An 11,774-nucleotide genomic window follows, 5' to 3' on the forward strand; every position below is an offset into this window, starting at 1 on the left:
CGAAAATGAGCTTCACTCGCCGTAATCTGCTTCTTCTCGCTGCCGCCATCGGCATCGCCGCCGGCCCAGTCGCCGCCTATGCCGCGGAAGTGCTGAATGTCGGCGCCTATCCGACCAATCCGCCTTTCGAATACAAGAACGAAAGCGGCACTTTCGAGGGTTTTGAAGTCGACATCGTCAACGAGGCAGCCAAGCGCATCGGCATGACCACCGAAATTGCCGACCTCGGATTTCAGGCCCTGTTCGCCGCCACGACGTCGAAGCGCATCGACGTTGCCATCTCGTCGATCACGATCACCCCTGAGCGCTTGAAGTCGCAGGCGTTCACGCAGCCCTACTATGATTCCCACATGGGCATCGCCGCCAAGGCCGACAGCCCGATCAAATCCGAGGCCGACCTCAAGGGCAAGATCATTGGCGTGCTGTCCGGCTCGACCGGCGAAGCCTGGACCAAGCAGCACCAGGAGGCCGGCGGGTTCAGCGAGGTGAAGGGCTACGACACGCAGCAGAACCTGCTGCTCGATCTCAGCGCCGGTCGCGTCGACGCCGCAGTCAGCGACATTCCGGGCCTGGAATACTCCTTCACCCGGATGAAGGACCTCGCCGTAAAAGAGCGTATCAAGACCGGCGAGCAGTACGGCCTGATGATGGCCAAGGACCACCCGCTGCTCGGCAAGCTGAACGACGCGCTGACGGCGATGAAGAAGGACGGCACGCTGGCCGCGATCCACAAGAAGTGGTTCGGCAGTGACGCACCCGCCGATTCTTCGACCGTCAAGGAAATGCCAATCCCGAAGGCCTGAGCGGCAGCGGCTGAAATCGAGCCGGCTTTCCACACCGGCACGATTTTATGGACAGCGTTGCTCGCCCTCCTGGACGTGCAACGGACGCCGTAGCCCTTCGACTTTCACTCATGATCCGTTCCGAAACCCGATTTCGGGTTTCGGCAGCATGCTTTAGCGTCGCGGGACGCCAAATCTTTCGGGAATGCTCCCCATGTCGCTGCTCGAGACCTTCTTCAACGCCGATGTCATGATCTCCAGCCTGCCGGCGCTGCTGCGCGGCTTCCTGAACACGCTGCTGCTCGGGCTGTTGAGCATCGGCATCGGTATTCCCGTCGGCCTGGTGATCAGCCTGATACGGCTCTACGCGCCGAAGCCGCTGCGGCTGCTGGCGGTCGGCTATATCGATATTTTCCGGGCGATGCCGGTGCTGGTCGTGCTGATCCTGATCTACTACGCGCTGCCGTTCCTCGGCATACGCCTGTCGTCCTGGACCTTCGCTGTAACGGCATTCGCCATCATCATGGCGGCTTATTCGGCCGAGGTGTTCCGGTCCGGCATAGAAAGCATTCCGCGCGGCCAGTTCGAGGCGGCGCAGGCACTCGGCCTGCCGTTTTTACTGACCTTGCGCAAGGTGGTGCTGCCGCAGGCGATCCGCGTGGTCATTCCGCCGATGACCAGCAACTGCGTTTCGATGTTCAAGGACACCTCGCTCGCCTCAACCGTGGCGCTGCCCGAATTGCTGAAGGAAGCAACCAACGCGCAGTCGCTCTACGCCAACCCCTCGCCGCTGATCGGCGCGGCGCTGGTCTATCTCCTCTTTCTCTGGCCGATGGTCCGCCTCGTCAGCCTGCTGGAACGCCGCTTCAAAACGGAAAAGACCCGCTGACGTCGCCAGTTTCTCATCTGTCAATTTTCGCTTCCCAATCTGTCAGGCACTTCGCAGGAGACCATCTTGAACAAGCATCAGACCCCCAGTGCGAGCGACGTCTCCGCAGCCTTCCCGGTCGACAAGATCCGCTCCATGTTTCCGGCCCTACAGCAGGCCGGCGACTTCATCTTCATGGACAATGCCGCCGGCGCGCAGATCCCGCAAAGCGTGCTCAACGCGGTCACCAACCATCTGGTCGCACATAATGTGCAGCGTGGCGGCCGCTATGGCCGCAGCGTCACTGTGGACCAAGCGATCGCCGATGCGCGCGAAAGCGTGGCGCTGCTGATCAATGCGTACAGCCCTGCGGAAATCTGTTTCGGTATGAACGCAACCTCGTTCATCCGCCTTGTCAGTCTCGGTATCGGCCAGATGCTTCAGGAGCGCGACGAGATCGTCATCACCGACATGGACCACGACGCCAACATCGCGACCTGGCTGGCGCTGGAGCCAGCCGGCGCGAAGTTCAAATGGTGGCGGATGCGCGAGGACGGCAATCTGCATGTCGACGATTTGCGCCCGCTGATCTCCGACCGCACCCGCCTCGTAGCCTGCACGGTGACGGCGCATTCGATCGGCTCGATCGTCGATGTCGCTGCAGTCGCTGACATCGCGCATGCGGCCGGCGCCGAAGTGTTCCTCGACTGCGTGCATTACGGGCCGCACGGGCTGATCGACGTGCAGGCCTGGGATTGCGACTACCTGGTCTGCTCCGGCTACAAGAATTTCTCGCCGCATATGGGCTTCCTGTGGGGCCGTTTCGAGACGCTGAAGCGGCTGCCGACGTTCCGCGAGGACTTCATTCCCGACGAGCCGCCCTACAAGGTCGAGGCCGGCACCTTCATCTACGAGAATGTCTCCGGCATGGATGCCGCGGTGCGCTATCTCGAATCGATCGGCCGCAACTTCCTGGCCGAGAGCAACCGGTCGCGGCGCGACAATATCGTCGCCGGCATGAACGCCATCCGCGACTATGAGCTGGTGCTGGCGCGCAAAATGCTCGGCGTGCTCAAGGAGTGCGGCGCGACGATCTATGGCGTCACCGACGAGGCCCACCTCAACGAGCGGGTGCCGACCTTCTGCTTCAACATCGGCGCGCTGTCGCCGCAGATGATCGTCGAGGCGATGGCCGAGATGCAGATCGGCATCCGCGACGGCCATATGTACGCGCCGCGGCTGATGAAGCGACTGAACCTCAGCATGGACAGCGGCGCCATCCGCGCCTCGCTGGTGCATTACAACACGGTCGGGGAAGTCCGGCGCTTCGGCGAGGCGCTGCGCGCCATCATCGCAAAGCTGTCCTGATTGGCGTCTGGAGCGAGATACATTTAGGTTGAACCAGGCATCTCGCTCTATCTGTTTTTAGCTGCATTTGTGCGACGCCAAGTGGTTCCACTTGGCTGCAAAACTCTCGAGGTCGAAACTCGATCACCTTGCAGCCGCCAATGGCGGAGAGAAATGGACGTCAAGAACGCGCCAACTGCGGACCTCTACGAACGCCAGCGTGAAGGTCTGGTCTCAAACCCTTGCCGGACTTTACCATCCAGAAGGCGCGGCGCGCCGCATGCTTGCCGCGGGGGCTCCTTGTCCAGAGTTTCAATGAGCGGGCACTCAGGCAACGTGCCTTGGGCAATGCAGGTCCTGGAACAGAGGGGTCACCACATCGTGAAATCCTGTTGTGAGAAATCGGCGTAGGCTATGGGCGATGTTGAATGAAACGCTATCCCAGAGACGGGAGGAGCATATGCTGTCGCGTCGTGAAGTGTGCATGACAGGCGCTATGTTGGTCTTTGGCCTGACCATCTCCGATCCGGTGTGGGCGCAAGAGCCGGGCGAGAAGGGTGCGCTGCGGCTGGCGATCAAGGGCTACGATCCGGTCGCGTATTTCAGCGAGCGGCGACCTGTGGTTGGCAAAGAGGAGTTCGAGTACCCCTGGGACGAGGTGCGCTACCGCTTCGCCTCGGACCGACACATGTCGACATTCCGCGGCGATCCGGACCGCTATACCCCCCAGTTCGCCGGTTCGTGCGCCATGGGCATCTCCAAGGGCGTGAAGGTCGAGGCTGACCCTGCAAACTGGCTCATCTCCGATGGTCGTCTCTTTGTATTCGCAAGCCCGAAGGCTCGGGAGCGCTTCCGGGCCGACGCGCGGGGCGAGGCCGCGGCTGCAGACAGCAATTGGCAACTGCTCCAGGACGCCCCGTTCGGCACAAGCCTCGCGCATTGAGGCGGTGCCTCAGCTCAAACCGGCCTTGCGCAGTCCCTCGATGAGATAATCGTGGTGCGCCCGGTTCTGAAATCGTGAACCGAAGGTCTGCGGGTCGAAGACGGGCAGCCGGTGCCTGACCGTCTCGGCCATGCGTTCCGCATCGGCTGTGCGCCCGAGTTGTCCATACGTCGCCGCCAGCAGCACAGGGAAGAAGATGAAGTCCGGATTGCGCAGCGCTTCCCGCTCGAGAAACCTTGCAGCGTCGTCGTGGCGGCGCAAGGAGTAATACGCGAGCCCGAGAGCAAAGGCCTCTTGGGGGCCTAGGTTCGGATTGAGGGTGAACGCCGTCTCTAGAGCGGCAACCGCCTCCTCGAGGCGACCCGCCCAGAGCAGGATCGCGCCACGCTGAGAGTGGCTGGCCGCATCGCTTGGGTTGAGCAGCAGCGCACGGTCAATTTCGACCAACGCCCGGTCGTATTGAAGTTGCATGGTGTGCACCTGACTCAAGAGCTGGTGCGCGTCGAGATTGTCCGGGTCGAGCGACAGCGCCCTGCCGGCGAGTTCCTCACTCCGCGCCAGCATGTCCTCGGGGAACTCAGTCCATCCGAGGGTCGCCATGTCCTGATAGGCAAGGCCCAGCCCGGCATATGCAGCCGCGTACTTGGGATCGAGCTGCATCGCCTTCTCGAAGTAAAGCCGCGCCTCGCGATTGCCGGACCGGGTGTTGCGCCGCAGTTCGGCGCGTCCGCGCAGCACGAGATCGTAAGCGTCGAGATTGTCGGGCGGCTCGGCGAGCGCGCGTTGCTCCTCGACGCGAGTTAGGTTGGCGGCAAGAGTTCCGGCGACGCGCCGCGTGATTGCGTCCTGCAAGGCAAAGACATCCTTAAGCTGCTCTTCGAATCGCTCTGACCAGAGCAGGATGCCCTGATCGGAATCGGTCAGGCGGATCGAGATACGCACACGGTCGGCAGCGCGCCGCACGCTCCCTTCGATCAGATATCGCACGCCGAGTTCGCGACCCACATCCACCGGTCGCGCCGCCTTGCCCTTGTAAGGAAGCGTGGCGTTGTAGGCCATCACCGTCAGCGACGAGAAGCGGCCAAGCGCATTGATGATGTCCTCCGTGACGCCGTCGCTGAAATAGTCGTTCGCAGGGTCCCCACTTTGGTTGACCAACGGCAGAACCGCCACGCTCGGCCTCGCCTGCAGTGCAGGCCTGCTCGTCGGGGGTACGGACGGCGACGCGATCGGCGGCGCGATTGAATCTAGCAGCCCATACGCTACGACCGCGACCAGTGCTGCTGTCGCCATCACGCCAGTGATAAGGGCGCCAATGATAAGCCGCGGCATACGTCGACGAGGCTCCGCTGTGCCCGTCGGCGGCGCCGTTTTCTCGCCAACTGCCGCCAGACGATATACCCTCACCGGTCGGGCGATGTTCTTAAGCGTTTTCTCGCCGAGATCTTCCCAGGCAAATGTAATATGGCCGCGTAACTGGTCAACGACCGCCGCGGACGTGTACACGCCGCCGGGTTCGGCCAGCGACTGAAGGCGCGCCGCGACATTGACCGCGTCGCCGAAGATGTCGCCATCGCGGACCTTGACGTCACCAAGAGTTATGCCGATCCGGAGCCATTGCTTCCTTGTCTCGGGAACGTCCACGTTGCGCGAGCGCAGGCCTTCCTGGATCGCAAGCGCAGCGTGCGTCGCGGCGATCGGGCTTGCGAACTCGGCCAGGAAGCCATCGCCGGTCGTCTTGACGATGCGCCCACGGTGGCCGGCGATGGCCGGTTCAACCAGCTCCGTCATATGAGCGGCGAGCGCCGCCAGCGTGCCTTCCTCGTCCTCTCCGATCATGCGGCTGTAGCCGGCCACATCGGCGCACAGCACGGCAACGAGCTTGCGATCGGCGTCGAGATTGGTCATCCGGAACTGCCTTCTGACGCGTCCACCGCGCCGACCCCGATCTTCCGGCGACGGCGCACTGGGTGGCAAAGTCTACACCCGATTGATGCAGTCGCCATCAAGGCATTCCGCCGTTTGTCGGTCTGCAACGGTGCTTTCCGGGGTTGGAAGACGCTCGGCCGACCTGTCAGCAAGGTCTGGATAGGGTCAAACCCGGTCATTCAGAGTAGTTGGGCTTTGACTCTAGGCGGCCTTCTTCTTCGCCAGCCTTGCCTTGATCGAGGCCACGTCGGCGCGCGGCGTGGCGGCGAACAGCGTCTTGGTGTAGCTGTGCTTGGGGTCGGCAAAGACCTCGTCGCGTGGGCCATATTCGACGGCCTCGCCGTAATACATGACCATCACGTCATCGGCGATGTAGCGCACCACCGAAAGGTCGTGGCTGATGAAGACATAGGTCAGCTTGAACTCGTCCTGCAGGTCGGCGAGCAGATTGAGCACCTGCGCCTGCACCGACAGATCGAGCGCCGAGACCGGCTCGTCGAGGACCAAAAGGCTCGGATTGAGCATCAGCGCGCGAGCAATGGCGATGCGCTGGCGCTGGCCGCCCGAGAACATGTGCGGGTAGCGGTTGTAGTGTTCCGGTCCGAGGCCGACCTTCTTCAGCATCTTCATGGCGAGATCGCGCCGTTCGTCGGCCGGCTTGTCGGTGTTGATGAGCAGCGGCTCGCCAAGCACGTCGCCGATCTTCTGGCGCGGATTGAGCGAACCATAAGGGTTCTGGAAGACGATCTGCACCTTGCGGCGCATCTCCTTCGACAAGCCATCCCTGGCGATGTCGACCTTGTTGCCGTCGATGAAGAGCTCGCCCGCTGTCGGGGGGTCGATCAGGGTGATGATGCGGGCCAGCGTTGACTTGCCGCAGCCGCTTTCGCCGACGATGGCCAGCGTCTTGCCCTTGTCGACGCTGAACGAGACGCCCTTGACCGCATGCACCGTGCGCGAGGGACGAAACAAGCCGCCGCCGACATAATAGTCGCGCACGATGTTCTTGCCTTCGAGAACCGTCACACTCATAGCGCGGCCCCCGTTGCAGAACCGGCTCCCGCAGCAGAGGGGGCCGGTTCGAACAGCATGTCGGAAATGGTCGGCAGCCGGTCGCCGACGGCGTTTTCCGGCAGCGCCGACAGCAGCGCGCGCGTGTAGTTGCTCTTCGGCTGCTCGAACAGCGACAGCACGTCTGCCTCCTCCATCTTGCGGCCCTTGTACTGGACGATGACGCGGTCCGCGGTCTCTGCCACGACGCCCATATTATGGGTGATCATGATCAAGCCCATGCCGTATTTGGCCTGCAGCCCGACCAAAAGGTCGAGGATCTGCTTCTGGATAGTGACGTCGAGGGCGGTGGTCGGCTCGTCGGCGATCAGCAGCTTCGGATTGCAGGCGATGGCGATGGCAATCATGACGCGCTGGCACTGGCCGCCCGACATCTGGTGCGGGAACGAATTCAGCCGCTCTTCCGGATCGGCAATGCCGACCAGCTTCATCAGCTCGATCGCACGGGCCCGGCGCTGGGCGCGGTCCATGCCCATGTGGAAGCGCAGCACCTCCTCGATCTGGAAGCCGGCGGTGAAGCACGGATTGAGGCTGGCGATCGGCTCCTGGAAGATCATCGAGATGTCCTTGCCGACGATCTTGCGGCGCTCGGACGGGCTGAGCTGAAGCAGGTCGATCCCGTCGAAGGCCATGCGGTCGGCCTTCACCGTCGCAGTGTTCGGCAACAGCCCCATCACCGCCAGCATCGCCACCGATTTGCCGGAGCCGGATTCGCCGACGATCGCCAGCACCTCGCGCGGCTCGATCGACAGGTCGATGCCTTGCACGGCCATGAACGGACCAGCGGCGGTATCGAAGGACACGGTGAGGTTCTTGATCTCGAGAAGAGGCATGGTCACGACCTCTTCAGCTTGGGGTCGAAGGCATCGCGCAGGCCATCGCCGATCAGGTTGATGGCAAGCACAGTGATCAGGATGGCAAGGCCGGGGAAGGTCACCACCCATGGCGCGCGCAGGATGAACTCGCGTGCCGTGGCCAGCATGGTGCCCCATTCCGGCGTTGGCGGCTGCGCGCCGACGCCAAGGAAGCCGAGAGCCGCGGCCTCAAGAATGGCGTTGGAGAAGGACAGCGTCGCCTGCACGATCAGCGGTGCCATGCAGTTCGGCAAGATCGTCTTCACCATCAGCCTGAGATGACTGGCACCGGCCACCTTGGCGGAGATCACATATTCGGGGTTCTTTTCGGCCATCACCGCCGCTCGCGTGAGCCGCGCGAAATGCGGCTGCAGCACCAGCGCAATCGCCAGCATGGCGTTGAACAGGCCAGGCCCGAGGATCGCCACCAGAACCAGGGCGAGGAGCAGCGACGGGAAGGCCAGAATGACGTCCATGACGCGCATGATCAGCGTATCGACCCAGCCGCGGAAATAGCCGGCGAGCACGCCGAGGATGATGCCGCTGGTCAGCGAGAAAACGACGACGACCAGACCGATGAACAGCGAGAACCGCGCTCCGAAAATCAACCGCGAAAGCATGTCGCGGCCGACGGCGTCGGTGCCGAGCAGGAACATCGATCTGCCGCCCTCCTGCCAGGCCGGCGGCGTCAGCAGCGCATCGCGAAACTGTTCGTCAGGCGAATGCGGCGCGACCAGCGGCGCGAAAATCGCCACCAGCACCAGGGCCGAGAACACGACCAGGCCGATGACAGCGCCGGTGTTCATCGAGTAGTAATGCCAGAACTCGGTGAAGGCGCGTTGCCGGCCGCCGGGCGGAATGGAGGCGGCGGTGGCTTCTGCCGTGGTTTGGTCGGTCATCTCACTGCACCCGGATACGTGGGTTGATGACGGCGTAGAGCACGTCGACGATCAGGTTCACCGCCATGACGATCAGCGCGATGATCAGCAAGCCGCTCTGGACGACGACATAGTCGCGCTTGGCGATCGCGTCGATCATCCACTTGCCGATACCGGGCCAGGAAAAGATCGTTTCAGTCAGAATGGCGCCCGCCATCAGCGTGCCGACCTGCAGGCCGATGGTGGTGACGACAGGGATCAGCGCATTGCGAAAAGCGTGGAGCCCGATGACGCGACGCGGCGCCAGGCCCTTGGCGCGGGCGGTGCGGACGTAGTCCTCGCCCAGCACCTCCAGCATCGCCGACCGCGTCTGGCGCGCTATGACGGCGAGCGGGATCGTCGCCAGCACGATCGCCGGCAGGACCAGATGACTGGCGGCGGACCTGAAAGCGCCGCTCTTGCCGGAGATCAGGCTGTCGATCAGCATGAATCCCGTCGTCGGCTTGAAAAAATACTGAAGGCCGATGCGGCCGGAAACCGGCGTCCAGCCGAGATAGCCGGAGAAGAAGATGATGAGCAGCAGCCCCCACCAGAAGATCGGCATCGAATAGCCGGTCAGCGCCACACCCATCGTCGCCTGGTCGAACCATGATCCGCGCTTGACCGCGGCGAAGATGCCGGCGGGAATGCCGATGAGTACGGCGATGATCAGCGCGATCGTCGCCAGTTCCAGCGTGGCTGGAAACAGCGCCTGGAATTCACCGAGCACAGGCCGCTTGGTTGCGAGCGATATGCCGAAGTCGCCGGTCAGGACCCTGCCGATATACTCCAGATACTGGACGACATAGGGCCGGTTGTAGCCAAACCGCTCGATAAGCTCCGCGTAGCGTTCGGGGCTGACGCCGCGCTCGCCGGCCAGGGCCAGGATCGGATCGCCCGGCAGAAGACGGACGAAAGCGAACGCCGCCAGCGATATGCCGAACACGGTCGGGATGATCAAGGCGAGCTTGTGGAGGAGATAGCGGAGCATCTTACTTCATAGAACGGCGGCGCCGGAAGTCCAGCGCCGCCGTCCAGTTTCTCAGGAGTTATTCGGTGACGTCGACGCCATCAAACCGATGAATGCCGAGCGGATCCATGACGAAGCCCGAAACCTTCTTGTTCATCGGCATGAAGACCTTGGAATGGGCGATGGTCAGCCACGGGGCCTCACGCTTGAACACGACCTGAGCTTCCTCGTAGATCTTGGTGCGCTCGGCGACGTCCGTGGTTGCCTTGCCCTTCTGCAGCAGAGCCTCGAACTCCTGGTTGCACCAGATCGCATAGTTGGACTGGCCGATGGCATCGCAGCCGAGCAGGAACAGGAAGTTGTCCGGATCGCCATTGTCGCCGGTCCAGCCGAGCTGGAAGGCGCCGTCACGATCCTTCTGCTTGCCGCGTTCGCGATACTCGGTCCATTCGTAGCTGACGATCTCGGCCTTCACGCCGATCTTGGCGTAGTCGGCCTGGATCAGTTCCGCGACTCTTTTGGCGTTCGGATTGTACGGGCGGCTGACCGGCATTGCCCAGATCTTCATCGAGAGATCGGTGACGCCGGCGTCGGCCAGCATCTTTTTGGCCGCGTCAGGATCGTACGGATCGTCCTTGATGTCCTTGTTATAGGACCACATCGTCGGCGGGATCGGGTTTATGGCCGCCTGGCCAGCGCCCTGATAGACCGCATCGAGAATGGCCTGCTTGTTGACGGCCATGTTGAGGGCCTTGCGGACCTCGACCTTGTCGAACGGCGGCTGCGTCGTGTTGTAGGCCATGTAGCCGATGTTCAGGCCTTCCTGCTCGTCGACCTTGAGGTTTGGGTCAGCCTGCAGGCCGGCGATGTCGGCCGGCGCCGGGTACGACATGATATCGCACTCGCCTGCCTTCAGCTTCTGCGCGCGCACGGCCGGATCGGTCGTGATGGCGAAGATCAGATCGTCGATCTTCTGGCGGCCGCCATAGTAGCCGTCCCATGCCGCATAGCGGATGACCGCATCGACCTGGTAGTCGACGAACTGGAACGGACCGGTGCCGATCGGCTTCTGGGTGAATTGCTGCCTGGTGCCGGCCTTGTCGAGCTGGTCGGCATATTCCTTGGAGACGATCGAAGCGAAATCCATGCCGAGGTCCGGCAGGAAAGCGACTTCAGGCTTGTTCAGCACGAATTTCACCGTCAGGTCGTCGACCTTGACGATTTCCTTGAGAAGATCCGGGAAGCCCATGCCGGCAAAATATTCCCAGCCGGTGCCTGCCAGATAGTCGAACCACGGGTTTTCCTTCTTCCACTGGCGTTCGAAGGAGAAGATCACGTCGTCGGCGTTGAGATCGCGCGTCGGCGTGAAGTAGTCGGTGGTCTGGAACTTCACACCCGGCCGAAGCTTGAACGTGTATTCGAGACCGTCGTCGGAAACCGTCCAGCTCTCGGCGAGGCCGGGTGTGATGGTGGTCTTGCCGTGTTCGAACTCGACCAGGCGCGAATAGATGGTGCGCGACGACGCGTCGAAGTCGTTGCCACCGCTCCACGGCGACGGGTCGAAGCCGGCCGGCGACGCCTCCGAGCAGTAGACCAGCTGTTTCGCATTGGCCATGCCGCCGAGGACGCTTGCGGCCAGCAACGCGGCCGCAAAAGTCAGTTTCTTTCTCATGGAGGACTCCCTGATGTTCTTCCAAGCCCCTCTATCAGGCTCGCGAAGCGCGCATATAAGCACCGTTTTTCCGGCTTTGGAACACCCCGTTTGCCTACCCCATGGGAAGCAGAATTCAGTTCTTCGGAATCCTCGAGAAAGAGAATGAAATGTCAATTTCTGCCGATCACGGTATTATTAACGACTGCATTTTTTTATTGATCTTCAACCCGGCGTTGGTAAGGAACCGCGACCATCGGCTTGTCGTTGGCGCAGAAGATTTTCTTTCCCGTCTTGCCGCAGGGGCAGACTTGCACGGCTGCCGATAGTCGCAATACATAGATGGCAGGCTGGATTTCCTGGATGCCGGCAGCAGCGGAGGATGTCTCTTGTCATTCGGAGGCAACGCGGCGGGCAAGCAGAGACAATAAGAACAACCGAG

At 62.2% G+C, this 11,774-nt stretch carries 11 protein-coding genes; 5 read left to right on the top strand and 6 right to left on the bottom strand.

Going from position 1 to position 11,774, the window contains the following annotated elements:
- Positions 1 to 5: 5 nt before the first annotated feature.
- The 4 genes from EOA78_RS13405 to EOA78_RS13420 all read left to right on the top strand — a co-directional run bounded on the left by EOA78_RS13405 (position 6) and on the right by EOA78_RS13420 (position 3,940).
- Positions 6 to 803, top strand: coding sequence for an ABC transporter substrate-binding protein (locus tag EOA78_RS13405; protein WP_127315543.1), 798 nt, complete (start codon positions 6 to 8; stop codon positions 801 to 803).
- Positions 804 to 996: 193 nt separating this feature from the next.
- The gene (locus EOA78_RS13410; RefSeq protein WP_127315544.1) at positions 997 to 1,671 is read left to right on the top strand and encodes an amino acid ABC transporter permease; all 675 of its coding nucleotides are present in this window, start codon (positions 997 to 999) and stop codon (positions 1,669 to 1,671) included.
- Positions 1,672 to 1,737: 66 nt separating this feature from the next.
- Positions 1,738 to 3,018: a cysteine desulfurase-like protein gene (locus tag EOA78_RS13415; RefSeq protein ID WP_127315545.1), complete on the top strand. Its 1,281-nt coding sequence runs from the start codon at positions 1,738 to 1,740 to the stop codon at positions 3,016 to 3,018.
- Between the two features lie 439 nt (positions 3,019 to 3,457).
- On the top strand, positions 3,458 to 3,940 hold the full coding sequence (locus EOA78_RS13420; protein WP_127315546.1) for a YHS domain-containing (seleno)protein: 483 nt from the start codon (positions 3,458 to 3,460) through the stop codon (positions 3,938 to 3,940).
- A gap of 9 nt (positions 3,941 to 3,949) precedes the next feature.
- Here the strand turns inward: EOA78_RS13420 and EOA78_RS13425 are convergent, their stop codons facing one another.
- The 6 genes from EOA78_RS13425 to EOA78_RS13450 all read right to left on the bottom strand — a co-directional run bounded on the left by EOA78_RS13425 (position 3,950) and on the right by EOA78_RS13450 (position 11,353).
- Positions 3,950 to 5,848: an adenylate/guanylate cyclase domain-containing protein gene (locus tag EOA78_RS13425; protein ID WP_127315547.1), complete on the bottom strand. Its 1,899-nt coding sequence runs from the start codon at positions 5,846 to 5,848 to the stop codon at positions 3,950 to 3,952.
- A gap of 222 nt (positions 5,849 to 6,070) precedes the next feature.
- Positions 6,071 to 6,901 carry a dipeptide ABC transporter ATP-binding protein gene (locus EOA78_RS13430; protein WP_127315548.1) on the bottom strand — a complete coding sequence of 277 codons (831 nt, stop codon included), beginning with the start codon at positions 6,899 to 6,901 and terminating at the stop codon, positions 6,071 to 6,073.
- Complete coding sequence (locus EOA78_RS13435; protein ID WP_127315562.1) at positions 6,898 to 7,773, bottom strand: ABC transporter ATP-binding protein; 876 nt, start codon at positions 7,771 to 7,773, stop codon at positions 6,898 to 6,900. The genes EOA78_RS13430 and EOA78_RS13435 overlap by 4 nt, the downstream gene beginning before the upstream one ends.
- Positions 7,774 to 7,775: 2 nt before the next feature.
- The gene (locus EOA78_RS13440; protein WP_127315549.1) at positions 7,776 to 8,693 is read right to left on the bottom strand and encodes an ABC transporter permease subunit; all 918 of its coding nucleotides are present in this window, start codon (positions 8,691 to 8,693) and stop codon (positions 7,776 to 7,778) included.
- A 1-nt stretch (position 8,694) separates the two neighbouring features.
- Positions 8,695 to 9,702, bottom strand: coding sequence for an ABC transporter permease subunit (locus tag EOA78_RS13445; protein WP_127315550.1), 1,008 nt, complete (start codon positions 9,700 to 9,702; stop codon positions 8,695 to 8,697).
- A 58-nt stretch (positions 9,703 to 9,760) separates the two neighbouring features.
- On the bottom strand, positions 9,761 to 11,353 hold the full coding sequence (locus EOA78_RS13450) for an ABC transporter substrate-binding protein (RefSeq protein ID WP_127315551.1): 1,593 nt from the start codon (positions 11,351 to 11,353) through the stop codon (positions 9,761 to 9,763).
- 149 nt (positions 11,354 to 11,502) lie between these two features.
- Between EOA78_RS13450 and EOA78_RS35950 the strand changes: the two genes are divergently transcribed.
- Positions 11,503 to 11,661 (top strand): hypothetical protein, encoded by a 159-nt coding sequence (locus EOA78_RS35950; RefSeq protein ID WP_164783741.1) that lies wholly within the window; start codon positions 11,503 to 11,505, stop codon positions 11,659 to 11,661.
- The last annotated feature ends 113 nt before the right edge of the window (positions 11,662 to 11,774 follow it).

The sequence above is a fragment of the Mesorhizobium sp. M5C.F.Cr.IN.023.01.1.1 genome (assembly GCF_003997585.1).
Lineage (GTDB): Bacteria > Pseudomonadota > Alphaproteobacteria > Rhizobiales > Rhizobiaceae > Mesorhizobium > Mesorhizobium wenxiniae.

What these genes read in the sequence shown, in the direction of transcription:
- EOA78_RS13405 (WP_127315543.1), top strand. Translation starts at nt 6, where the DNA reads ATGAGCTTCACTCGCCGTAATCTGCTTCTTCTCGCTGCCGCCATCGGC.
- EOA78_RS13410 (WP_127315544.1), top strand. Translation starts at nt 997, where the DNA reads ATGTCGCTGCTCGAGACCTTCTTCAACGCCGATGTCATGATCTCCAGC.
- EOA78_RS13420 (WP_127315546.1), top strand. Translation starts at nt 3,458, where the DNA reads ATGCTGTCGCGTCGTGAAGTGTGCATGACAGGCGCTATGTTGGTCTTT.
- EOA78_RS13425 (WP_127315547.1), bottom strand. Translation starts at nt 5,848, where the DNA reads ATGACCAATCTCGACGCCGATCGCAAGCTCGTTGCCGTGCTGTGCGCC.
- EOA78_RS13430 (WP_127315548.1), bottom strand. Translation starts at nt 6,901, where the DNA reads ATGAGTGTGACGGTTCTCGAAGGCAAGAACATCGTGCGCGACTATTAT.
- EOA78_RS13435 (WP_127315562.1), bottom strand. Translation starts at nt 7,773, where the DNA reads ATGCCTCTTCTCGAGATCAAGAACCTCACCGTGTCCTTCGATACCGCC.
- EOA78_RS13440 (WP_127315549.1), bottom strand. Translation starts at nt 8,693, where the DNA reads ATGACCGACCAAACCACGGCAGAAGCCACCGCCGCCTCCATTCCGCCC.
- EOA78_RS13445 (WP_127315550.1), bottom strand. Translation starts at nt 9,702, where the DNA reads ATGCTCCGCTATCTCCTCCACAAGCTCGCCTTGATCATCCCGACCGTG.
- EOA78_RS13450 (WP_127315551.1), bottom strand. Translation starts at nt 11,353, where the DNA reads ATGAGAAAGAAACTGACTTTTGCGGCCGCGTTGCTGGCCGCAAGCGTC.
- EOA78_RS35950 (WP_164783741.1), top strand. Translation starts at nt 11,503, where the DNA reads ATGTCAATTTCTGCCGATCACGGTATTATTAACGACTGCATTTTTTTA.